The sequence below is a fragment of the Mycobacterium sp. NAZ190054 genome, from assembly GCF_001545925.1.
Lineage (GTDB): Bacteria > Actinomycetota > Actinomycetes > Mycobacteriales > Mycobacteriaceae > Mycobacterium.
In genome coordinates this window covers 1-23,283 of record NZ_LMVQ01000445.1, presented here as the reverse complement: position 1 = coordinate 23,283, position 23,283 = coordinate 1, and the positions used below count along the sequence as shown (strand labels likewise).

The following is a 23,283-nucleotide window of genomic DNA, read 5'->3' as shown; positions in this document are numbered from 1 at the left end:
AGCCGCCGCGTCGTACACCTCAGCAGCCGAGCACTTCGGCTTTCACCCATCCGCCGTACTGGTAGAGGTAGGTGTACTGCCACTGCGCCACCGAGAACGGGTAGTCGCGGGGCACGTCGCGCATGATCACGCTGCGCGTCGGGGACGTGAAGCACTGCTCGAAGATGCGGCGGGCCCGCGGCAGGTGGTAGCGCCAGCTGACGACGATGACGCGCTGCCAGCCGTGCGCGTCGGCCAGTTGTCGGGCCATCATCGCCTCGCCGAGGGTGGTGGACGGCTCCGGGGCCCGGCAGATCACCCGGATGTCGCTGCGCGGCCGGCAGGCCTTCCTCATCACCTTGTCTTCGGCGTGGTACGGGTTCGACAGCAGCACGGTCGGCGCATACCCCTGAGCCGCGAGGTCCAGCCCGTAGTTCTCCCGGCCGTCGTGTTCCCCGCCGAGCACGACGATCGCGTCGGCGCGGGCCAGCGGATCCGCACGCGCGTGCGCGAACAACAGCGTGCCGCTGGCTCCGTTGACGAACAGCAGAAGCACCAGCGCCGCCATCGACGCGGGAATCAGGAGGCGGCGGCGCCGGATCACCGCCACCACCGACCGCAGAACACCTTCTTCACGCTAAGGCAGCACGGGCCCGCGCGCAGGTCAGCTCGGCGACTCCTCGCTGCCGAGGGTGTCGAAAACCTCGTGGTACAGCAGCGAATGCACGCGTTCGACGCCCGGAATGTCCTGGAACTCCAGCGGGTCCTGCGCGGCGGATTCGATGATCAGCGTGCCGGTGCGGAAGATGCGGTCGATGAGCCCGTGCCGGAATTCGACGCTGTTGATCCGGGCCAGCGGGATGTCGATACCGGAGCGGGTGAGCAGGCCATGGCGGTACATCACGCGACGGTCGGTGATGACGAAATGGGTGGTCCACCAGTTCAGGAACGGCCAGATCGACAACCAGCCGACGAGGATCAACCAGATCGCCGCGATCACACCGAAGACGATGGTCTTGGCGGTCTGCTCCCAGTCGAGGGTGTTGACGTAGCCGGCCAGGAACGCGGCCGCCGCCGACGAGACGATCAGGATGAGCGCCGGGATGGTCAACCGCCCCCAGTGCGGGTGGCGGTGTAAGACGACGTGTTCGTCCTTGGCCAGCACGTTCTCCGGATAACCCACGGCAGCACTGTACTGGGGATCGGGAAAGTCGTCTGCAGTTCTGCGCGGTGACAACGGGATCGGCCGACCTCAGCGTAAGTTCTCAGGCGTGAATTGCAGGTGTGGTCATGAGCGCGAAGCTCACGAGCACTTCCGGGCCGGATCGGACTGCGGGTTGTGTGACTGCCCCCGTTTCCGGCCGTCGATCAGCAGTTGGCTGGCCGGACTGTTCCGCCGCTGAACCGGCATCCGCTACTTCTGCAGCAGCCCGCTCTCGTGATAGCCGGTGTCGGTGTTGACTTACCAGGGGTCGACGTTCTCGCCGAAACACCGCGCGACGCTGCGCAGGCGTAATGGCGCCAGAACTCGCCGACGCCCCACTGCCGGAAGTTTTCCGAGGGACGGTCGTTGAGCGGCAGGTTGGGCGCAACCGCGTCCACATCAGGCTGGTCAGGCCGCGCATGCCGCAGCGATATCCCGTCTGCCGCAACGGCTCTGGCCCTAGCAGCGGGTACCGGACGTAGTGCGCACCGACCAGCATCGCCGGGGCCTGGGCCAGACCGCCGATGTGAGCCGAGGCTTCGAAGATGCGCGGCGTTACTCCCCTGTGCACCAACTCCAGTGCGCCGGTGAGCCCGGGTGGGTCCGGCCCGAAATTCAACGGGCTCCCGGTCGTCATCGCGGCTGCCTGGGCATGTCTGCAGCGGTAGAAATCGGTAACCGAAATTCGCCTGAAGCACACCGCGAGAGCGGAAACACCTGGTAGTTCAAGCAACTCGCGCCGGCGGCGGGTGTGCCGGGAGGTGCTGAACCGTCAGTACGCGCCCGAGGAGCTGAGCATGGCCTTGACCGTCTTGATCGCGATCAGCAGGTCGGAGATCATCGACCAGTTCTCGACGTAGAACAGGTCGAGGCGGACCGAGTCCTCCCACGAGAGGTCGGAGCGACCACTGACCTGCCACAGCCCGGTGATGCCGGGGCGGACCAGGAGGCGCTTCATCGCGTGCTCGTCGTAGGACTGGACCTCACGGGCCAGCGGCGGGCGCGGGCCCACCACGCTCATGTCGCGCTTCAGCACGTTGATGAACTGCGGCAGCTCATCGATGCTGTACTTCCGCAGGATGCGCCCGACCGGCGTGACGCGCGGGTCCTGGCGGATCTTGAACAGGACTCCGCCTTCGCTTTCGTTGAGGGCGGCGAGCTTGTCGACCATCTTGTCGGCGCCGTGAACCATGGTGCGGAACTTGATCATCTCGAACGGCTTGCCGTCGAGACCGATGCGCTCCTGGCGGTAGAACACCGGCCCCCGGCTGGTCAGCTTCACCGCGAGGGCGACGGCCAGCAGGATCGGAAGACCCAGCAGCAGGACGGTGCCGGAGAACACGATGTCGAAGAAGCGCTTCTGAAAACGCTTGGCGCCGTTGTATTGCGGCTTCTCGACGTGGATCAGCGGCAGGCCGGCGACCGGACGCATCTGCAGTCGTGGGCCGGCGACGTCGACGACGCCGGGCGAGACCAGCAGATCGATGTCGAGCTTCTCAAGTTCCCACGACAGGTCACGGATGCCGCGGCCGTCGAGGCGCTCGGTCGCGGTGACCGCGACGGCGTGGCTGCCGGTGATGCGGACCGCGTCGACGACATCGGATTCGTCACCGTATGTCGGCACCGCTCCGACGCCGGGAATCTCGACCTTGGAACGATGCATAGGCCCGGGGATACAGGCGCCGACCACCTGGTACTCGGAACCCGGCTCGCGCGCAAGAGACTTGGTGAGGTCACGGACAGCCGACGGACTCCCCACCACCAGCACGCGGGTGATGCAACTGCCGCTCTTCAGGCGAGCCCGGATGACGGCCCGCCGGGCAGCCCAGCGCCCCAGCGCCAGGAACAACAGGCCAGCGGGTAGGGCGATCACGAGATATCCGCGGGCGATCTCGAGTTTGAACAACATCGAGACGATGGCGACCCCACCGAACACGGACAGTGTGGCGAGCCAGACTCGGCGATACTCCTCGGCTCCGGACCCGATCACCCGCGGCGAGCGCGAGCGGTTGATGGACAGAGCCAGCATCCAGAGGACAGCGATGCCGACGGACACGACGGTGTAGTCGATGTATCGGTACGACGCCATCGATTCGGTGAGACCCCCGAAACGCAGCCACTGAGCCAGGCCGACGGCGAGTACCACGCCGATGACGTCGATCGCCACAAGCCGCAGTGCATACCCTTGTTGCCACGTCGGAATCTTGCCCGGTATCGGTACGATGTTTGCTGGAGCAACCAGCTGATCATTGACCGCCGTCATCTATCCCCCCACATAATCTCCCCCTTGCGCTGGAACTTTATCCCAGGCAGCGCCAACATCTCAAGGCGATAACGGTGTTCGCTCAGCAATTTACAAAGACGTCACGGTCCGGCCACGTGCATACAAACAATTCACTCAGTAGCACAGCGCGCGAGCCCGTTGTTTGATGAACTGCGGAAGCGCTGTCGATTCCCCTGCTAACGCGCATCTCTCATATCCAGATACCTTTGCGGCCCACTCGGGCCAGCGGCCGCGAGGTTACAAGCCGTCACTTGCCGACCGGCGGCAAAGCTCCATGACCGGGGGCAAAAGTTCGGCGATCCGAGCGCCCACATCGGCGAACACGTCGGCGTCTTGCCCAATGGGGTCTCGAATATCTAGGCGTCCGCCCCATGAGCTGAGATGCGGCCTAAGCCCTGCCAGGTCGATCACCGAGCGCGCATCCAACTCCGTGACAAGCGCGGACGACTCTGCCAGCGTGAAGGTGCGACTGAGCTTGCCTGGCGCCAGCTCCAGCACTCTGTCACGGTGTTCTCGCGTCATAGTGAGGATCAAGTCTGCGTCTTTCGCAATCCTCGGAGAGAACTGGCGCGCCGCAAAACTTGAAGCACGGCCGCCCAAGCGCTCGAGCACAGCGGCAGCCTCGTGGTGGATAGCGCCATTAATCACAGCCCGCGTCCCAGCGCTGGATGCCACGAAATCAGGCACCTCCGTCCGGATCGCATACTCCATGGCCAGGCGCTCGGCAATCGGCGAACGGCAAATGTTGCCCGTACATACGAAGAGGACGTGCAGGACTAGCTCCTAGATTGGTTTACCCGACGACTGGTTTGCGACGAACCATAGATGATCTCGCCGGCGTTCTCCCCACGTACCTACCTATTGTTTTTAGTTGGTGCATCAAGGCGGCGGACGAACACAGCGAAATGCGGCACTAGCCACGAGAAGCCCCACAGAAGAGCGAGACTGGGTAGATATTGTCCGGCTCCTTGCGCACAATCTTCCCTTGAACTAGGACGCTTAGGTTTCCAGGACCGGGCCACGACTCGAAGTCCGTGTTTGCAGCGTCAGTCGCCACTGGAGCGATTACATCGAGCGGAACAACGCAACATCCAACGCGGACGTTTAGCTCGCCGACGGCTACGATGCCTTCCGGGGACGTCGGGAGGGAACCACATGAGCCGCCAGATTGCCGTGTTTGGAACGGGATACCTTGGTGCGACGCACGCCGCCTGCATGGCCGAGCTCGGTCACGATGTGCTCGGCGTCGATATAGATGCGGGCAAGCTCGCCAAGCTGAGCGCCGGGGAACTCCCCTTCTTTGAACCCGGCTTGCCGGAAGTTCTGCAACGGAACATCGCCTCCGGCCGACTGCGCTTTACCACCTCATATCTAGAGGCGGCCGAGTTCGCCGACGTCCATTTTATTGCGGTAGGTACACCCCAGAAGCAGGGCGAACTCGCTGCCGACTTGCGCCACGTAGATTCCGTCATTGAATCGTTGGCGCCCCTTTTAGCGAAACCCGCGGTGATACTTGGGAAGTCGACAGTCCCCGCTGGCACTGCGGCAAGATTGGGCGCCCGAGCGCGGGAACTTGCTCCGGCAGGCGACAAAGTCGAACTGGCCTGGAATCCAGAGTTCTTGCGGGAAGGCTTCGCAGTAGCGGACACTCTCCACCCGGATCGAATCGTTCTCGGTGTCGACCGCACGCGGCCGGGCATCGCTGAGGCGACAGCCCGAGAGGTGTACGCCACGCAACTCGAGGCAGGAGTTCCGTTCTTGGTCACCGATCTCGCAACGTCGGAACTGGTCAAGACATCGGCCAACGCCTTTCTCGCAACAAAGATCTCATTTATCAACGCCATCGCTGAGGTGTGCGAAGCTACCGGCGCAGACGTATCGGTTCTTGCCGACGCGATCGGACACGACGCTCGGATCGGCCGTCGATTCTTGAACGCAGGCATCGGGTTTGGTGGCGGCTGCTTACCCAAAGACATCCGTGCATTCATCGCGATGGCGGGTGAACTCGGCGCGGGTCAGGCATTCGCGCTGCTGCGCGAAGTCGACAGTATCAACATGCGTCGACGCAACAAGATGGTGGAGCTAGCCCGAGAAGCTGCCGGCGGATCATTCATTGGTGCGCGTGTAGCGGTGCTTGGCGCCGCCTTCAAGCCCGATTCTGACGACGTTCGCGACTCACCGGCGCTGAATATCGCTGGACAGATCCAATTACAAGGCGCCGCGGTTAGCGTATACGACCCAGAGGCCATGCAGAACGCACGCCAGCTCTTTCCGACACTTCAATACGCGCCTGACGTCGCATCAGCCTGCACCGGTGCCGACGTCGTATTAATCCTTACCGAATGGAAGCAGTTCGTATCCCTCAGGCCCGAAGAACTAGCTAAGTGGGTCCGTCAACGCAGCCTGATCGATGGTAGGAATTGCCTCGACCCCGAGCTCTGGCGGAGCAACGGTTGGACCTACCGTGCTTTAGGCAGGCCCTAGCCTCGGCATCTCGCGCGGCTGGGTGGCGGTTGGCCGCGCTCAGGATGGCGGTGTGGACCGGCTTCAAATTTCAGGAGCTCGTTGAGTTGTCCTGCGTCTCCGTGGTTGCTTTGCCAGGCGCAGTGTGTCTTTCGGTCAGGGTTGTGCGCCTGGATCAATCGAAGGTCGTGGACTAGCCCGCCGCGCAGAACAATTTCGCGACAATTGGTCATAAGGATCAGTATCCCCGGCTGATCACCACCACTAAGCCTGAATGCCGGTTGCGATCAGATGCCCTTCGTGTCACAGAGGATAGGGCTGGCATGCCCGCAGATTGGATCCGATCCAGGCACAAGGCCTATCGTTACTCCGCTGGGTGGACTTCTTCGTGTCCTGGTGAAATAGTTAGCGTCGATGTCATATCGGACCCTTTCGGGGCAGGTTTCCGCAGGGCACGCTGCTCGTCTGGACGGCGAGCGCGCGGCCGAAACCCCACCCCGTGTCGCGCTATTCGTCGGCTTACTACTGGGATTGTCGGCAGCCTTGCACGGCGTCGAAGGGATCGGGGGAATTCGTCCCTGGCATTTGCTAGTGGCAGTCGCGTTCCTCGTCGCCGTCGCAGGCGGGGGCGCAAAGCAATTAAGCACATACCGGCTGACCACATTGGATGTGCTGTTTGTCCTAAGTATTGTGGTCAGCGTTACTGTTGAGGCGATTACGGGGCCCGAACTGAATTACTCGCCCGACCTGATTCGGGCCGCGGGCGACATTTTTTATCTCGCTGGGTATGCAGCGGCACGCCTGGTGGTCCACAGTCGTGACGACCTCGCGGTCTTCCTCAAAGGCTTCGTCGTTCCAATGTTCCCGAATGCACTCGTGGCCGTCCTTCAGGTGCTTTCGGTAGGACCAGTCACTCAATTTGTGCTAGGAGTCACCAGCGCCGAAGGGCTTGAGCGCCGGGCAATCTCTGGTGGGCTCATTCGCGGCAGCGCGTTCGTCGGTCATTGGACTGGGCTCGGTTTCTACTTGAGCGGTTCCCTCGCGGCCGTCATGGTGCTGTGGGCATTACATCATACGGGTACTCGGGTTACCTCCAGAAGATTTCTTGTCATTGCCATGTTGGCCGGCCTGGCTGGCGCACTCTCCACACTAACTATTTCCGTTATCATTTCCGCCGCTCTTATCGTATTGGTCGGATTGAACATCACTGGTATCCGATTCGGCACGATGCTCGGTGCCATTACTGCGATGGCTGTCCTAACTATTGTCTTCCTTGAACCTCTCCAAGCGCGTTGGGAATCACAGTATGGCAACTCTGCCCTGCGGGCAGAAGGTTTCCTAGGTGAGCTTGTACCAAGCACCATCCTCTACCGGATCCAAATCTGGACAACGGAGACGCTGCCCGCGATCTCCGAAAGGCCTTGGCTGGGATGGGGACTTGGCGTCTACCAATTGAATGACCCTGGCCGAATCTACCCCTGGTCAATCGAGTGGCTGTCGCCCGAGTCGCAATGGTTCGCAACCCTGATGTCGGGTGGAATTGTTGTATCGGCACCCTTTTTCGCACTCTTAGCTGCAACTCTGGTTCTACTACTTCGTGGTGTTCGTGGAGAATTGAGCGACCTGGTTCGTCCTGTTACGACGCTTTATGTCCTTGCGGTCATTGCGGCCTTCACGGCGCCCGTGTTCACCGTTCGAGGACTCGCTCCCGTCCTGTGGCCCCTCATTGGTGCGGTCGTGGCGTTGTCTCAGTATCGGGCCAGCCAACCCCCGGAACGGGCAACGACTGAAGGAGCCAGCCAACAACCTGTGCTTTACAATTAACCAGGGAACCGCGTCTGGTTTTTCGAGTCAGATTGGACATAGTGTAAGCCGAAAAATAATGCAGTGGGCAGCGCCACGAGAAATCTGGAAATGACGCCCGAACCATTCGTGCGCGCGGCTAGAGTTGCGAACCGGCAAGGGGGGTTACTATCGCATGAGCAACTCCAACGAAACTCCGTTCTTTTCCATTGTTATACCTACGTACAACCGCTCAGAGGTAATTGGCCCAACGCTTAGCTCGGTGCAGGAACAGACTTTCAAGGACTTCGAATGCCTCGTGGTGGATGACGGCTCGCTGGACGGCGACCAACTATCCGCCGCCGTGGCGGCGCTAGGGGACGAACGTTTTCGGTATGTCCGCCAAAACAATGGCGGCGCTAGCAGCGCCCGCAATCATGGCTTTGATGTCGCACGCGGAGCCTACATCGCACTTCTCGACTCGGACGACCAATTTTTGCCGCACAAGCTCGAACGATGCAGTGAATTACTGCAGGATTTACACGGAGATATACTCCTATACTCCCAGATGGTTGTTGAGCGTGGACTCGAGAAAAAATGGATACGGCCGCTTCGGGGCCCCAGGCCTTCCGAACCGGTTGACGAATATATTCTGTGCACACCGGGAACGATCCGCACCTCCACTATTGTGGTATCTGCGTCTATTGCGCGGCAGGTCCGGTTCGACGAATCGCTGCCCTGGTTCCAAGACAGCGACTTCGCAATCCGAGTGGCGAACACTGGAGCACCAGTCGTTTTCATAAACGAGCCACTAATCGTTCTCGAAGACAAAGTCGGGTATTCGCGTGTATCGCGAGATGCCAACTACGCACCAGTCCTTGAGTACTTTGATCGAATGCGAGCAGCAGGCGAGATATCCGAGCGAGCCTACTGGGCCGGGCGTGGATGGCCATGTGCGCGAGTGGCGTCATCTTCAAACCGACCGTACGCGATGTGGCTCTATATGCAGGCTGCCGTACGGCGGGTTTTTCCCTGGCGACAAGGTTTTATCGTTGCAGCGCAGGTGATGCTGCCGTACCGCTTCTATCAGGCCGTAGCCAACCTTGTCGTGAGGCTGCGCGGGCGAAGGATGTCCTAAGCGTGACAACTATCGGCGTCGGTACTCAGGTAGCAGCAGGGCTATCCACGCCGCCCACCGGGAGATGCACAGGCCATCGGCTTCGCTGCGAAGTAAAGTTGCTCGCGGACGCGGAGCGATCGGCCGGTCACCGTATCGGCGCGCGTGCCGTTGAGGCGTGGCGGTTGGTCGAACTGGCTCAATCTGGTGCACCCCCCGCCAGTGCGGGCACAGGGATCCCTCTGGAGCTAATGTGAACCGCGTGGTCAGGTTTGGAGGTGGAACCCTGTCTACACGTCGCCTTCGCGTCCTCGAGTCAGTGCCCGCGCCTGGCCCGGATGTCAACTTTATAGATTCGATCGTCGCGCACGCACCCGACGACGTCGAGTTCAGATTTTTCTCTTGGCGGACAGCGCTATTCGGCCAGTTTGATGTCTTTCATGTGCACTGGCCCGAATATCTCATGCGTCATCGATATCGCTCTGCTGCCTTTGTCCGTCGAATCTTCTATCGGGTGTTTCTCTTTCGCCTTACCCTGAAGCGAATCCCCGTGGTCCGGACCGTACACAACATCCAGCCGCACGACTCAGGCGACGACTCCGAGTCCCGCCTTCTCGGACGTCTTGACCAGCTCACGCGGACGCACGTAGTCATGAACGACTGCACACCTGTCGCATGGCAAGGTCGAACCGTTCAGATTCCTCACGGCGACTACCGTGAACCCTTTGACCGTCTGCCCCGAGAGCCTAAGGTGCCCGGTCGCGTGCTGTTGTTCGGCAAGATCAGGCCGTACAAGGGTGTGGTTGAACTCATCCGCGCCGCCGAAGACATTACGGCGCCAGGAGTGGAGATTCGGATAGTGGGGCATCCGACTCCAGCGATGCGCGTAGAGGTCGAGTCTGAGCTTGCGAAGCCGGCGCGGCGTGGGGCCCAGGTGAGCGTGGATCTGCGCATGGTCCCTGACAGAGAGCTGGTCCGCGAGATCCTTCGCGCAGAACTGATCGTTCTTCCGTATCAGAATGCAGGTAACGGCAATTCGGGCGTGGCGATGCTTGCACTTTCACTCGACCGTCCCATCCTCACGCCTCGGTCGTGTGTCATGGAACGCCTCGCTGAGGAAGTCGGTGCGCAATGGATACATATGACGGATAGCGATATCTCCGGGACAGAGATCGAATCCGCTTTGGCCCGAGTTCGTGAGCTACCACTGGGTGCAAGCCCGCGCTTCATAGGGCGTGACTGGCCAACGATCGCCTCGTCTTATGCGGAGGTCTTCCGCACAGCCGCGTCAGATGCGCTATGAGCGGCACCTGCCGGAATCGGATCGAGGCTCGACGTTCGCAATGAAATTATGGCCGTCGGCTGCAACCTGTGCGTATCTCTCGAAGCCGTCGCGGCAATTTCCAATCGAGAGCGCCGGCCACGAACGAAGCCGGGGACGAGTGCGACCTTGGCCACGACTGCACGTACAGCTTTCGAGCAGTTCCTCCGCGATGGTGGTGAGATCGCTGCCATGGCAGTTGCCCCGGCAGCGGTTACAGCACACCACGAATCCCGCGCCTATCAGGTCGCTGGCTGAGACCACCGTGTCGTAGCTGTGACGGAGAAGTCGAGGGATACGACGGAACAGAGGTCGTTGGTGGACCGCCGGCCTTGGGCGGCAGTAACCGGTCGCCACTATGTGGATGCGAATGTCGACCATGGTGCAGTCGGAGATGGCGTTACAGATACCACAGCCGCATTACAGATGGCTTTTGACGCCGTTGCGGACGGAGGCACGATATTTGTTCGACCCGGCCGGTACCTGGTCATGTCGACACTTACCTCTGTTGGAAAGTCGATAAGCGTCAGCGCTGACGGTGCGACGTTCCTTCAAGGCGCTGCGGGGGGCGTGCTGCGAATCGAGGGTGAGTGGGAAACCCTCTATGCCGTCTCAACGTTCGACGCCGACGTACAGTTTGACGACGACTCGAGTAAAGGGATTAACGGCACCACGTTCACCCTCGCTAGTGCCCCAGGTTGGGAAGCTGGCGACATCGTAAAGGTGATCGCCGATGATGTGATCCCCGGCGCCCGCCCAAACACCGGGGTTAAAGATCGCGTCGGCCAGTTTTTCATGGTGTTCGCGGCCCGCGGTGATGAGATCACCGTGCAAGGGCGTCCTATAGATCCCATGGTGACGAACGTGCGGGCGGCTCGGATGGTCAAGCACACTGCCAGGGTGGCCGGCTTGCGGATCGAGTCGAACGATCCCGAGAACTACGGCGGACATGCTGCACTGTTCCGGTCGCTGTACGCACCACAAATCGAGATGACGTTCGGATCGTTGGGCAGCATCGCGTGCTGTACACAATCCTGCTATGCGCCGACCGTGAAAGTCGTTGTCGACAAAGCACCCAACGACGCGGCCGGCCTCAAACTGGGGTACGGGCTTTTGGACAAGTCAAGCGCTTTCGGTTCGTTCGACATCAACGCCGGCCACGTGCGTCACGCCTACACCGACGATTCTGAGCGCATCTCTCCCGGCGACCCTGATGTCTATCGGTACGGTCGCCCTTTCGGGCACAGCGTGACAGGCCGCGCGCACCACACAGCGTCATCGGCGTGGAACACCCATTCGACGGCGATGGGCATCCGTTTCAATGATTGCGGTGCATACGAATGTCACGCAGCGTTCGGCCTACGCGGTGTCGAGAACCGGATTTCGGACGGAGAAGCAATCTGCTGCACCCGCGGTGTGAGCATCTACGACGAGGACGGCTACAACGGCGGCGGCCGCAGCGATTCCCACGGTCATGTCATCGACGGGCTGACGATCCGCCACCCACGACCGTACGATGCCGCCATAGGGCAGATCGACATCGTGGTGAACGACAGCTCACTGAGTGCGGACCATGGGTTACGGGACACTGTTCCCTCGGTGGTACGAAACGTTCATATAGACGGTGCGACCGGAACCATCCTCAACGTGAAGAACCAAACCGTGCGGGTGGACAACCTGACGGCGGTCGCACCTATGGCCCTAGCTTCCGGAACGGTCGCAATCGTCACCAACAACGCAGACCTAACCCTCACGTCGGTGGAGTTGGATTACCGCAACAACACCTCTGGGGAGAACCTGGTCGCCGTCACCAACACAGGCGTAGCGTCTTCCATCAAGGGCCGAGACCTCTACTGGCGGTACGGCTCTGAACTCTCATCTCGGATCCTGTACTTCGGCAACGGGTTAAGCACCACGTGTTGGGATCTAGAGAACGTCAAGGTCGACTACAACATCACCAACTTCATTTCTGGTGGCGGCGCCGCCGGTTCCACCGTTGACTACTTGGCGATCGCCACCGGGCATTCGCGAGCGTACAACTTCGCTTCCGGCTCCGGTATTGAAGCGACCTCCCTCCCCCCGCTTCTTGCGCAAGCTAAACAACCTGTTGTGTGGCTGCGGTGCGGCTCACTAGGGGGCGTGGACCGGACGTTGGCGAAGCTATCCCCGGGCGCGTACAGGGGCCAGCAGCTCATCGTGGCCAACGCCGCCAAAGGTAGCGCGAAGAACGTCATCATCGGGCATGGTGAGACCCGTTATCTGACGAACAACTTCGACAGCACCAAAGCCGTTCTCCGCCCCGGCGATTCAGCGACCTGGTTCTGGGACGGGGCTGTATGGCAACAGCTTCGGGCACCAACGCTGACCGGTACGGCATCGCTCAGTTTCGGGTCGGTAGCGGCGCAGTCCTTCGCCGACATGAGCATTACCGTCCCTGGGGCATCGCTGGGTGAGCCTGTCGCATTAGGGGTTCCGGTAGCAGCGATCACCGGAGGAATCATGTACTCGGCGTGGGTTTCAGAGGCGAACACGGTTACGGTACGGGCGCACAACTACACCGCAGGGGCGCTGGATCCGGCCACCGGCACGTTCAAAGCGACGATCGTTCGATGACCTCCAAACTGACCGGCGGTACGAACTACTAACGTGCAGTTGAAAACCCGCTCAAACTAACGAGGCGAGTAATCGTCGACCCGCACACTGCCGCGTCGGCGCACGAAGGATGACGCAGGCTTTCGATCTGAAGTCGGGACTACCGTCTCGTCGGGACAATCTCCCACGGCGATGAACATCGTGATCATCTCCGAATCATCAATCGCCAGCAACTTTCGTACCGCGCATTGATCCTTGTAATACATCATCGCATTCAAGGGCACCGCAGCGAGCCCTTCGAACTCGAGTCCGTACAGCACCGACATCGAGAAAAGACCGCCGTCAACGAACGCCTCGTTTCTCTCCACCGGACTGAGGAATGTGTTGTTCGACACGGTGATGGTGAGAAGGACTTCGGGCATCTGCCGCTGACCAAAACCCCTCTGATGCTGCAGCACTTGGGCTGCGAGCGCCTTATCGTCAACCCAGTAGACACGCCAACCTTGGCGGTTACACACCGACGGCGTCTTCTCTGCAGCACGGAGTGCCGCCATCACCTTCGAGTGGTCGATTGCGCGGCCGGAAAACTGGCGCACGCTGCTGCGGCCAAGTGCAAGCTCGTAGAAATTCTTCTCGTGGTTGCGTTCCTTGTCTGCGCGCCTAACAACTTTGGTTCCTGCAGCGCCTTTGTCAACGTTTGCATCAAGAAACTCATCACTCACAATCTCTGCAAGGAACGACACATCGTGATCATGCTTCGAATGAAACTCGCGGTATCGCTGAAGAATGGACAGTCCTTGCTCGTACGCAAATCCTTCGAGTGAGTGTCCGGCAGTCCGATATACAACCAGTGCATCATTGAGGTCAGACAGCGCTTTGCGGCCAAACCCAGGCCGAAAGTCCGCGGTGCGTGAAAGGCCTTTTTCTATAGCGTGGACGTTGTACATGATTCGGGATACAACCTGCTCGTAATTGGTGTCGAACACCGAAAAAGATGCTGTTCGGGAGAAGCGGGCAATATCTTTATGGGCAAGATATCTCAATCGAACCTTTTGCAGCATCTTTTTGATCTGCTGTTTCGGCTTAGTCGTGTTGGTTTTCACGGCAGTTCCTGGTTGGTCGTTGCGATAACATTCTCGGCGAGGTACTTTTTCGACCTCCTGCGCTCGGTCAAAAGCAACGCATCAATTGCGGTGTCATCGACTGGTGTTAATAGCAAGTCATCAATCATTTGAGCACTGGTGATTCGCCGCGAGGCTAAGCCGAAGGATTCGAGCAGATAACTCAGCTTCTCTTCGTTACCATAACTACCCGCAGTGCTGGTCCGGATAATGGTTCCAAATGGACGATGATTAATGATAGAGAAGATCGTGCCGTGAAAAGTGTCAGTGACGATGGCAAGCGCGTCGCGGAAGTAAGCTAGCAATTCGAACGGGCTGCACTCTACAAACGCGTCCCCGCATTCCTGGACCCCCCCAAACGTCAGAATTTTCGCACCGGCCCGGCGAGCGAAATCTCGTAGAGCCGCATTCTCGTCGGATGCTAACCGCCCGGAATATCCGTATACGATAATGTAAGGATCCGCATGCAGTCGGCCAGACGGCACGTGTTTGTCATTTACCAAATCGTATGCGAGTGCAGGGTCTACGTGTATTTGCGCTTCGAGACCGATTAGCCTGTTAATGATTTCCCGGGAGTTGCGATCACGCACAGACAATGCATCAAATCGAGCTAAGTCGGCACTGATATTGGCCTCAATACCGGCGGAACAGATCTTTGCGTATGTCGTGTTACCAAAGGACGCAGCGTAAGAAATCAACCGACGTGCCGGTGTGCCATGACCGAAGAGATCGCGGGAGTATCCTACATTAGTGTTGGATTGGACGCAATTGAACACTTCGTCGCTGCCAATAACTTGACAGTCAAGGTTTAGATCGTAATTTGGCGTGGGCTCTATTCCCACGGCGGGGAAGTACCGCCGCGCATAGGAACGCTTGTGATCGAAGAAGCGCAGCCTGTCCCTGAGCGGGGCGTCAACCGCGTTGTACTCACGGAGTTTTGAGATCACTCGACCGAACTTCGACGATGGTGCGCTGGCGTCGTGGACTAGCACGCTGCCCTTCCGGTAATCCCGAAACGACACCTGCGTGCCGGGCACTACCTCCTCGATCAATCGCCGAAGGCTGTACGCCTGCAATGTCGAGCCATAATTGTGGATCCGCTGCATCGACATGATCCCAACGCTTTTCACAAAGAATCCCCCTCGCCAGATGTACAGGCGCCTCGCAGTCGGGCTAGGAAACCACCCGCCCACAATGCTGAGCAGCATCGCACCGCCGAAACGTAGGCTACCGGCGCAACGGCCCCGATGCACCACCGCCATGAGCGATATGCCGTTGACACACCTCCCCGGATATGTGCCGAGCGGGACCTAATCGTGGTTCTTCAGAAGAAATTGCCCTTGTTCGGTGTTGATTCTTGTCCGACATCATGGGCAGGAGATCCACATTTCGCTTCGCGTCAATCGACATCCCCAGGCAAGGATAATTATCCGATGCTACCGCCTCCTCCGGAGGGGCGCTGACCTCACCTATGGAGCGATCACCGTGCCCAAAAACACTCACCGCGGCCGACTTGTCTCGGGCGCGTTCTTACGTCGCGTCGTCTACCGCTTCCCGAATGATGCCGACGCTCGAGTTTCAGTGGAACGGAAAAAACACCGGCACCAATAATGGCGTCGCGACCATAACAAACAGCGTAAGTACAGCACCTAAGCGCGCGAAGTCAAGGTATCGATAACCGCCCATTGCCCATACCATAGTGTTGGTCTGGTAGCCGATAGGGGTTAGGAAGGAAAGACTGGCGCCGAAAATGACGACCACCGCGAAAGGCATAGCGTTTACCCCACCCAGTTCGGCGATTGAGATGGCGATTGGAAACATTAGCGCTGCTGCCGCAGTATTGGAAACAACCTCGGTAACGATCATAGTGGCCGCCAGGACCGCGGCCAGCAATCCGTAATCTCCGAGGGGTGCGGCTGACTTAACGACCATATTCGCCAAAAACGAGGCGAGGCCGCTTTGCTCAACAGCAATGCCAAGACCAAAACTGGCTGCCATCAACAGCAGTACATTGGCGTCAACGAATCGGCGAGCGTCTTGAAGTGTGACAATTCGTGCGACTATCAGCCCGAAAGCGATGAGGAGCGACGCCTGTAACAAATCTAACAGTCCGGTACCGGCTAGTACTATCAACGCAGCGATCGTCAACTCGACAGTCTTGGCGTGTTCGCGCCTTATCGGCCTATCTTGATTGAGTGGCGACACGACCGCGAAATCACGATGCTCGCGATAGCGCTGACGGAAGTCAGGCCCTGCGAGCACTAGGAGAACATCGCCCGCTCGTAGTCGAACATCGCCAAGTTTGCCGTCGAGCTTCTCACTAGCTCGGTGAATGGCGACAACAGCAGAGCCGTAGCGTCGGCGAAATCCCGAAGCTTTTAGGCTCGATCCGACGAGTGGGGACCCTGATCCAATTACAGCTTCCACGAATTGGCGCTGCGGATTGCGCGCGAGATCGTCGAAGTGACGGGCTTCAGCGGACACCAGACCCGACATCCTTTGCAAGTCCAACACCCTGGCAAGGTTCCCGACGAAAACGAGCCGATCTCCAGCGGCCAATGCCTCGTCGGGACTAACCGCGGAAATCAGCCTGCCTGCGCGTTCGACCTCGACTAGAAACACGCCATCAAGATTGCGTAAACCTGCTTCAGCGACTGTGGCGCCGACGAGGGTGCTGTCAGCAGTAATCGTCATCTCCACCGTGAACTCACGTTCCGACTCGGCGAGGATCTCGCCTGGCGTCGCGCGTTCCTTTAGCAGATGCGGACCGAGCATGACCATAAGCAGAATGCAGCCGATGGTGAGCGGAAGCCCTATCCCGAGAATCGAGAAGATACTAAGTCGGCCCAGTCCAGCTTTATCGATAAGGTCGTTGACGAAAAGGTTGACTGATGTACCAATCATTGTCATTGATCCACCAAGGATCACCGCATAGCTCAGCGGCATCAGATACAGCGACGGTGAACGGCCCGTGCGTCTGCACCAACGGACGATTCGGGGCGCCAGCATCGCGACTAGGGGCGTATTGGCTATAAATGCCGATACAGCGGCAGACGGGCCGCACACGCGAAGCAACTCGCGCCGAGGTCGACTTCGGGTGGCTCCGCCGAGGAGTCTCGACGTCGCACCCTCGAAGGCTCCGGTGATGTCAGCGGCACCGGCCAGTACATAAAGAGCGGCGACGATCGCGAGGGATTCATTGGCGACGCCCGCCAGTAGCTGATCGTTATCAATGATGCCCAGGAAGTACAGCGTCAGAACGGCTCCACCCATTACAAGGGTGGGACGGAACCGGTCCGCTATAAGAAATCCGACAGTAGCGATGACCACACAAAGCGTAATCCACGCGTCCGTCGTCACACTTCCCCCTATCCAGTCCCGCCGTGGACGTGCACGCGTTTTGCGCCAACCAACGTATGCGTGCCTTGATACCGTAGCGGCGAAAGCGTAACGACGATCGGTTGAAGCCACCGGCTCGCTGAAGCATCGGGAGCTGCGTGCGCCACACGGCACCTTGCACATTCCCGGCCAATCAATCCTCGCTGCCGCGGGCTTCGGAGAAACCTGCGTGCCGGCTGCAGAATCAAGGATTGCCATGCACCAACTTGTCCGGAGCCGGCCGGTGAACGCACAAGAAGCTGCAGGCATCCCACTCGGTCAATCTAGGCCCCTGTCCTACGCTGGACCGGGGCTGACCGCCGGTGCATGCCAAAACATGCTTCCCGACAGTCACTTTCGATAACCGGACGCAATTCAAGCGGCGCTGCGCTCGATGTCAAGTGTCTCGACATCGCATTTCGAAACGGAGACCGGAGACCAACGCGTCCAAACCGCCATAGTTTCGCCGACGGTATGGTCGTTTCCCGCCGGGTTTCCGACAACACCCCCGATGGTCACTTTCGAACACTGTCAATACTCGCTGCCGGCAACACTATTGGGTCAGACGGTGTGGATCCGCCATCACCGCGGGACCGACGAGGTGGTCATCTGCGCTCTCGATGACAGCCGTCCGATCGGGGTGGCGCGGCACCAGCGTGCCACCCCGGTAGCCCTGCCATCGACGATGCTCATTTCCCCGACCACCGTGACAGGGTTCCCGTGGACTACCGCGTGCGGGGTCCGCACCGCCTCCGAGCAGACCTTTCTGTCGCTGGGGCCGGATGCGGTGTGGCTCAAGAAGCCGCTGCCGTCGGGACGGAACGGACCCTGCAGAAAATGGCCCACGCCGTCGAACTGTCCGCGTTGGTCGGCCGCGCTGATCTCGACTGGGCACTCGGACATGCGGCCGTGCACGGCCGGTTCGCCACCGGTGACCTTGGCTCCATGCTGGCCGCCAGGGACTTGGACCTTGTACGTCGTGGCGCCGACGAAGACACCTCCTTGGCGCAAGGCACGAGTGGATGGACTTGTTTGGCCGCAGCGTCATCGACGGGGGAGGCAGGAATCGCATGACCACCACCACTACCGCGCCGCCATTGCCCACCGACGTCGAAGCGTTGATGCGTGGGCTGCGGTTGTCGCACCCCCGGGCGATCGCCGCTACCGCTGGCCGGCCCCGCTCCATGCTGGCCGCCCGCCGCAAAGCGGCCGGCTCCCGCGGGTGGTGGCGACCGTCGGTCCCACAGTTCCTGATCGCCACGACGAACACGGCGCGGGTACTATTCGTGGCCACGAATAGTACCCAGATCCCGATGCTGCGGCCTACGGCGGCGAAGTCTTCCGGTTTTCGACCCGATGTTCCGTTGGAAACCGTCTAATAAACGGTCTCGCGTCCACTACATGGGGCCAGGTTCCCGGCGGTTTTTGACTAGTGCTGAACTGCTCGGGTCGGCGCGGCTGTATGAATAAAGTTCGTGCCACATCCCGTCCGAGCCTATCTTGCCAGGTGGAAGGAAGCTCACTGCTGTTCACGCAGTTGTTTCAAGTAGTCGGCCCTGTTGACATTTTTCATCGAGCAGAACAAGTCGATATCTCCTTGATATCGTTGCTCGAAACCGCCAGTCAATTCGTCGTCGAAAAACGCATCATAACGCGGAAATGCCGGCATAGTTCTAAGCTCGCCGAGTGTGAGGAACTTCGCGGGTTTCATGGTGTAGTCGTAGTCCTCATCGGAATATGGCGTCTTCTTATCCACGCTCGGATTCCGAGTCTTTGGCAGGGTAACGTTCAGGCCTCGGTTCGTTAAAAAGGCTAATAGATCAGTCATCTCACTGACATCGAAATAGTGATCAAACCGAATATTCCGAAGATAGGAGGCCTGTGAACGGTAGTGCCTGTCGCTTCTCCAGTCAGGCACCTTAAACACGTAGCCGGCAAAACTCGCGAAGCTGAGATCGTCCTTCGTGATCCGCTTTCCCAGCACGGACGAAGCATCCTGGCAGAACCGTTCAATCTGCGCTTCGTCTCGCGTGTTTGCCTTGGCGAATTTGTCCAGAAAGCAACTCACAAGGCGCTTGGCTGGATCTCGTAGCGCAACAATTTTCGTATAATCACCACTTCTGAGAAGGCGGCGTTCCCGAAGGGTTCCTTCCCGCGTAGCTACTTCTGCAGGAAACTTCTTACGAGTTAAGTACTCGAGGGCAGTTTCGGCAACAGGATCGAAGTCTTGGGTGTTCGGATCGTTTCGGAGAAGTACTGATCTTAGATAAGACGTCGCGTTCTTGGGAATCGGGCAGTAGATTAGTTTATGCATATCAGAGTACATGATCCCCGTCGAACGAGTGGGCTTCGGACCACCGATATTGCTAATAGCTGCCTTCAAAAGGGGTTTTCTATACAAAGTTTCCAGCCTTCGAACGAAATTTCGGTGTTTGATGTGCTGTCTGCCGATGCAAAAGCGTTAGCGTGAATCCTAACTGGGTGGTGGAATATTCGAGCGAGAGCACCAAAATCGTCCTCGGCGGCAGCGGTACAACGTTGTTAACCTACGGTGGTCGGCCGCATGGGGCTCGCAGTTGGACTGCGATGGCAGATTTTATTGCACGACGCAAGAAGATTTGAAAACCGTGCCACCACCCGGATTTTCGATGTCATCATAAAGGTGGCACTGGAATGCTCAGCGCTTACCTCCCCCGGTGTGAATTGTGTTTTCGCCGCTCGTTACGTGCCTACCCCAATCGGCGTCGGTCTCTCCCGCCCTGAACTCGACACGGAGAGAATAGCAGCATTGCCTGAGGTGGGCGAGGCTGAAGCATGTCGTGCCTGGATTCCGCCGATAAGCGGGCCAGACCTTCTCCTAGGGATCGCCTAGGCGTGGAACAGCGCAGTGTCGCCGTACTATCGGAGTCTCTGCACAGGGCTGAGGCTTTATTCGGTAGTTAGCGGTCGACGGTTATCGCGCTTGAGGTGAGTTGATATATAAGTCGGCGGGGAAGGACGAGCGCAGAGCTTCTATGTCGAAGGAGGGGGGACGCTCTCCACCCATCGCGACAGCTTCCTCCACGCATTCAGCCACAGAATACGTCTCGCGGCCGGTGCCCATATAGTAATCATCGTATTTGAGCGGCGGTTCAACTTTGGATCGCACCAAACGAGCCGGAATGCCGAAAGACTCTGCGAGCACAATTGCGTGCAGGGAGGAACCGCATACGAACTCGCTTGCGGCGATTTGGCGGATTACATCGTGTGGAACGCCTAGGGGACTCACTACCTCGGGACCGTCCATAGTGCCTGCATCATTGTAGTTCGGCACTATTGTCAGTGGTCGGAGGTGAACGCTCGGGCTACTTGAAAGGTAATATTCTCGTGGCCAATAACGCGACCATAATAACGCTGGGTCTCCGTACACTGGAGGGACCAAAGAGCCCACCGACATCAGCATCTCTCGCGTTCGCGGACCCCGAACTGCCCGGACATCTAGATGCGGTGCGGCACCTGTATCCATATTCTTCCCATTGACGCCTGTACCCCAAATGACATCGCCCGGTTTGGTCTTCGCCATAATCGATCCCACGGTGACGAGACGTCGATTCTCGGCTGGCTCGCGAAGGCCGAGCTCTGAAACGATTTGAGCAACTAGCATGGGCCCAATAAGGTCACCGAAGTTGGTCAGTGGCCTTCGAGGTCTTAGGCGTCCAGATAGTCCCGGGCGTCTGCGCATTGGGTTGAAATGTACAACCTCAACCGGCACTACTCGACCCTCCCGATCGGCGGAAAACCAAAGACCTATGGAGACTTTACATAGTTGCGGCGACCAGCACGAACTGCAATCTGTGTGGGCGACTCCAGGTGGCGGGTCGGTAAAGAATGCGGTGACCAACACGTCGTCGGCGGTAGTCCAGCTATCCTAGGGGTCCGGTCGAACCTTGTGCAGGATCGGCTTGCCGAATGCTCAGTCGCAGAGAGCGCCCAGGCTCATCGCCGGCGACCCACGCGCGGTCGTGGCGTTCGCAATCGTGTGCCAATGGGCATAGAAACTTCCTTTGACGGTACGGCACGACAAGTCACGGTGACTGGTGGATCGAGTAGGGCGCAGTATTTGGCACCGGGACCGCTGCATAAGACAGAACAATACTTCGAATGCTCCGGTGGGCTCTGAACCGTTGGGAAGTCCGGTAACTTGTGGCAGCGTTTTCGCCTGTCTTCATCCCCCAATACAGAATATTCAGCGAAAACGGCTAGGCCTTAGATCGCACCGCGCGCGCAAGAGTCGAGCGCACGATCCGCAATTCCTGGCGGAGCCGTGGAACGAGAATGATGGCGCCGGCTGCAACAGCCACGAACGTCGCAAGTATTAGCACGAGTTGCGCCGGCGCCACGAGAGAGTCCGAAATCCGGCTTACCACGAGGCCAGCGGCGGTGGCTACCGCGTACATGGAATACGCGGCGACCGGTATTTTCACGAGCTTACGCCTGCTAAGTCCCGCGCGGGGAGCAGCGATGAACGTGTACAGGGCCCACATAAGAGCTTGTCCGGCGGCGGAAGCACACGCAATGCCGACTATCCCGAATGGGATTCCAGCAAAAAGCAGTGCGACCATGATGCTGCGCCCCACCAGCGAGAATCGCAGTTGATAGCCTACAAGCCCTTTGGTCTGGAAAACGAACATGTAATTGTATGTAAGCGCTTGGAAGATTCCACCTAACGCAAGGGCAAGAAACACCGGTTTCGCTGGGTCCCATCCCGGTCCGAGGGCAATGTCAACTATCGGATCTGCACCTGCTGCAAGGGCAAAAAAGATCCCGCCCACAGCATATGCGAAGAGAAGTTGTGCCCGGAGAACATAGGCCTCAAACCGTGGGTGATCGTCTTGAAGTATAGAAAGAATCGGGAAAAGCACTCGCCCGGCCGGCCCTGCGATCTGTTGCGAGGGAAGTTGAAAGAGCTGGTAAGCGCGCGAATAATACCCCGTGGTGGTGGCCCCGAAATATCGACCGACGATGATATTGTCAACATTCGTTGAAACGTATGTAGCGAGGCGGATTCCGAGAGTGCCTGCGCCAAATGCGTAAAGTGCCCGCATTGGCGCCCGTCCGGGCCAACCTGGGAACCAACGTGCCGAACAGACGAGAACAGCGAGTGTCGCTGCTGCGAGCGTGATGGGCTGTAAAACCAGCGACCAAACTCCAAACCCGGCCAGCGCAGCTGCGACCGCTACTGCCAGGGCGATTGCGGGAGCAACTATGTCGGTAATCGCAAGCCATCCGAAGCGCAGGTCGCGGCCGAGCTGCGCACGGAATTGACTACCAATGGCATTAAGCAGAAGGGTTGCTGACAGAGCTTGAGCGATGGGAGCAACCTGCGCTTCATCGTAGAACGATGCGAGTGGACCACTGAGCAAGAAGACAGTCAGTGTCAGTACAACGCCGATGGCAACGTTCGTCCAGAACAGGTTCGAACGTTGCCTGTGTGTGATGGACTTTGCCTGGATCGTCGCCGCCGATAGGCCGAAATCGCCAAGAACGAGTGCAATGTTCGCCACGGCTGTGACCATGGCCACTAGGCCAAAGTCTGATGGGGCCAGCAGACGGCTGAGGATTACGACACCGCTTATCTGGATGGTGATACGTACGGCTTGGCCTCCAATGGTCTTCGCCGCACCACGGGCCGCAACATCTGCAAGGCTCACCAAAATAGCCTAACGGTGAGCGAGCTACGGCGTCGTCTGGCAGCCGCCGTACGCTCGCCATTCTGATCTCGGCGACCGTCCCCGTGGGTTGAAACTCGTTGTCTCGTCATGATGTTGCGACTCTTCGCGAAGTTGGGTTAAGCCGTCGCTAGCTCGGTCGCTTCCTGCCCAAACGAAGAGCTAGGCAAAGTCATTCGACCTCCGAAACGGGAAGGCCTAGAGACTGGGACTGTCAGATAAACGGTGGATCTGACTTGGCATCGGTTAGTTGCCAGTCGGAGTGATCCGGCCGTTGAAGGTGATCGCGAACGCGTTCAATGCGGGCTTCCACCTCACTGCCCATCGTGCCTTA

The 23,283-nt window shown here is 59.1% G+C and carries 16 protein-coding genes and 1 pseudogene; 7 read left to right on the top strand and 10 right to left on the bottom strand.

All coding sequences use genetic code 11. From position 1 onward, the window contains the following. Positions 1-19: 19 nt before the first annotated feature. The 4 genes from ASJ79_RS23745 to ASJ79_RS23730 form a co-directional block, all read right to left on the bottom strand. Positions 20-547 (bottom strand): YdcF family protein, encoded by a 528-nt coding sequence (locus tag ASJ79_RS23745; RefSeq protein ID WP_082754032.1) that lies wholly within the window; start codon positions 545-547, stop codon positions 20-22. Between the two features lie 96 nt (positions 548-643). After that, positions 644-1,162 carry a PH domain-containing protein gene (locus ASJ79_RS23740; protein WP_067960722.1) on the bottom strand — a complete coding sequence of 173 codons (519 nt, stop codon included), beginning with the start codon at positions 1,160-1,162 and terminating at the stop codon, positions 644-646. 793 nt (positions 1,163-1,955) lie between these two features. Next, on the bottom strand, positions 1,956-3,446 hold the full coding sequence (locus tag ASJ79_RS23735) for a sugar transferase (protein WP_067960719.1): 1,491 nt from the start codon (positions 3,444-3,446) through the stop codon (positions 1,956-1,958). A 258-nt stretch (positions 3,447-3,704) separates the two neighbouring features. Further along, positions 3,705-4,241 (bottom strand): low molecular weight phosphatase family protein, encoded by a 537-nt coding sequence (locus tag ASJ79_RS23730; RefSeq protein ID WP_082754030.1) that lies wholly within the window; start codon positions 4,239-4,241, stop codon positions 3,705-3,707. A 381-nt stretch (positions 4,242-4,622) separates the two neighbouring features. Between ASJ79_RS23730 and ASJ79_RS23725 the strand changes: the two genes are divergently transcribed. From ASJ79_RS23725 to ASJ79_RS23710, 6 genes and pseudogenes are all read left to right on the top strand, one after another. Beyond that, the gene (locus ASJ79_RS23725; protein WP_067960712.1) at positions 4,623-5,951 is read left to right on the top strand and encodes a UDP-glucose/GDP-mannose dehydrogenase family protein; all 1,329 of its coding nucleotides are present in this window, start codon (positions 4,623-4,625) and stop codon (positions 5,949-5,951) included. A 570-nt stretch (positions 5,952-6,521) separates the two neighbouring features. Continuing rightward, on the top strand, positions 6,522-7,754 hold the full coding sequence (locus ASJ79_RS23720; protein WP_067960708.1) for an O-antigen ligase: 1,233 nt from the start codon (positions 6,522-6,524) through the stop codon (positions 7,752-7,754). A 154-nt stretch (positions 7,755-7,908) separates the two neighbouring features. Further along, positions 7,909-8,850 (top strand): glycosyltransferase family 2 protein, encoded by a 942-nt coding sequence (locus tag ASJ79_RS31545; protein ID WP_082754028.1) that lies wholly within the window; start codon positions 7,909-7,911, stop codon positions 8,848-8,850. A gap of 298 nt (positions 8,851-9,148) precedes the next feature. Continuing rightward, on the top strand, positions 9,149-10,132 hold the full coding sequence (locus ASJ79_RS23715; protein WP_156448608.1) for a GDP-mannose--glycolipid 4-beta-D-mannosyltransferase: 984 nt from the start codon (positions 9,149-9,151) through the stop codon (positions 10,130-10,132). A gap of 294 nt (positions 10,133-10,426) precedes the next feature. Continuing rightward, positions 10,427-10,702: pseudogene (locus ASJ79_RS35245) on the top strand (glycosyl hydrolase family 28-related protein); the annotation flags it as partial. Positions 10,703-10,720: 18 nt separating this feature from the next. Continuing rightward, complete coding sequence (locus ASJ79_RS23710) at positions 10,721-12,763, top strand: hypothetical protein (RefSeq protein WP_231751004.1); 2,043 nt, start codon at positions 10,721-10,723, stop codon at positions 12,761-12,763. A gap of 56 nt (positions 12,764-12,819) precedes the next feature. Here ASJ79_RS23710 and ASJ79_RS31540 read toward each other — a convergent pair whose 3' ends face one another. From ASJ79_RS31540 to ASJ79_RS23695, 3 genes are all read right to left on the bottom strand, one after another. Beyond that, positions 12,820-13,845, bottom strand: a complete 1,026-nt coding sequence (locus tag ASJ79_RS31540; RefSeq protein ID WP_082754026.1) for a nitroreductase family protein — start codon at positions 13,843-13,845, stop codon at positions 12,820-12,822. Beyond that, positions 13,842-14,975 (bottom strand): polysaccharide pyruvyl transferase family protein, encoded by a 1,134-nt coding sequence (locus ASJ79_RS31535; protein ID WP_197420351.1) that lies wholly within the window; start codon positions 14,973-14,975, stop codon positions 13,842-13,844. Before ASJ79_RS31535 ends, ASJ79_RS31540 begins: the two co-directional genes overlap by 4 nt. A gap of 466 nt (positions 14,976-15,441) precedes the next feature. Continuing rightward, positions 15,442-17,223 carry an SLC13 family permease gene (locus tag ASJ79_RS23695; protein WP_197420350.1) on the bottom strand — a complete coding sequence of 594 codons (1,782 nt, stop codon included), beginning with the start codon at positions 17,221-17,223 and terminating at the stop codon, positions 15,442-15,444. Positions 17,224-18,311: 1,088 nt separating this feature from the next. Here ASJ79_RS23695 and ASJ79_RS34425 point away from each other — a divergent pair. Beyond that, complete coding sequence (locus tag ASJ79_RS34425) at positions 18,312-18,620, top strand: hypothetical protein (RefSeq protein ID WP_231751003.1); 309 nt, start codon at positions 18,312-18,314, stop codon at positions 18,618-18,620. A gap of 140 nt (positions 18,621-18,760) precedes the next feature. Here the strand turns inward: ASJ79_RS34425 and ASJ79_RS23680 are convergent, their stop codons facing one another. The 3 genes from ASJ79_RS23680 to ASJ79_RS31515 all read right to left on the bottom strand — a co-directional run bounded on the left by ASJ79_RS23680 (position 18,761) and on the right by ASJ79_RS31515 (position 22,931). Then, positions 18,761-19,624, bottom strand: coding sequence for a sulfotransferase family 2 domain-containing protein (locus ASJ79_RS23680; protein ID WP_156448607.1), 864 nt, complete (start codon positions 19,622-19,624; stop codon positions 18,761-18,763). A gap of 570 nt (positions 19,625-20,194) precedes the next feature. Continuing rightward, on the bottom strand, positions 20,195-20,803 hold the full coding sequence (locus ASJ79_RS35240) for a polysaccharide pyruvyl transferase family protein (protein WP_197420349.1): 609 nt from the start codon (positions 20,801-20,803) through the stop codon (positions 20,195-20,197). 676 nt (positions 20,804-21,479) lie between these two features. Beyond that, positions 21,480-22,931 carry a lipopolysaccharide biosynthesis protein gene (locus ASJ79_RS31515; protein WP_197420348.1) on the bottom strand — a complete coding sequence of 484 codons (1,452 nt, stop codon included), beginning with the start codon at positions 22,929-22,931 and terminating at the stop codon, positions 21,480-21,482. Between the last annotated feature and the right edge of the window lie 352 nt (positions 22,932-23,283).

Coding starts and splice junctions, on each gene's coding strand:
- ASJ79_RS31535 (WP_197420351.1), bottom strand. CDS start 14,975: ATGTCGATGCAGCGGATCCACAATTATGGCTCGACATTGCAGGCGTAC.
- ASJ79_RS31545 (WP_082754028.1), top strand. CDS start 7,909: ATGAGCAACTCCAACGAAACTCCGTTCTTTTCCATTGTTATACCTACG.
- ASJ79_RS23725 (WP_067960712.1), top strand. CDS start 4,623: ATGAGCCGCCAGATTGCCGTGTTTGGAACGGGATACCTTGGTGCGACG.
- ASJ79_RS34425 (WP_231751003.1), top strand. CDS start 18,312: ATGACCACCACCACTACCGCGCCGCCATTGCCCACCGACGTCGAAGCG.
- ASJ79_RS35240 (WP_197420349.1), bottom strand. CDS start 20,803: ATGGCGAAGACCAAACCGGGCGATGTCATTTGGGGTACAGGCGTCAAT.
- ASJ79_RS23745 (WP_082754032.1), bottom strand. CDS start 547: ATGGCGGCGCTGGTGCTTCTGCTGTTCGTCAACGGAGCCAGCGGCACG.
- ASJ79_RS23735 (WP_067960719.1), bottom strand. CDS start 3,446: ATGACGGCGGTCAATGATCAGCTGGTTGCTCCAGCAAACATCGTACCG.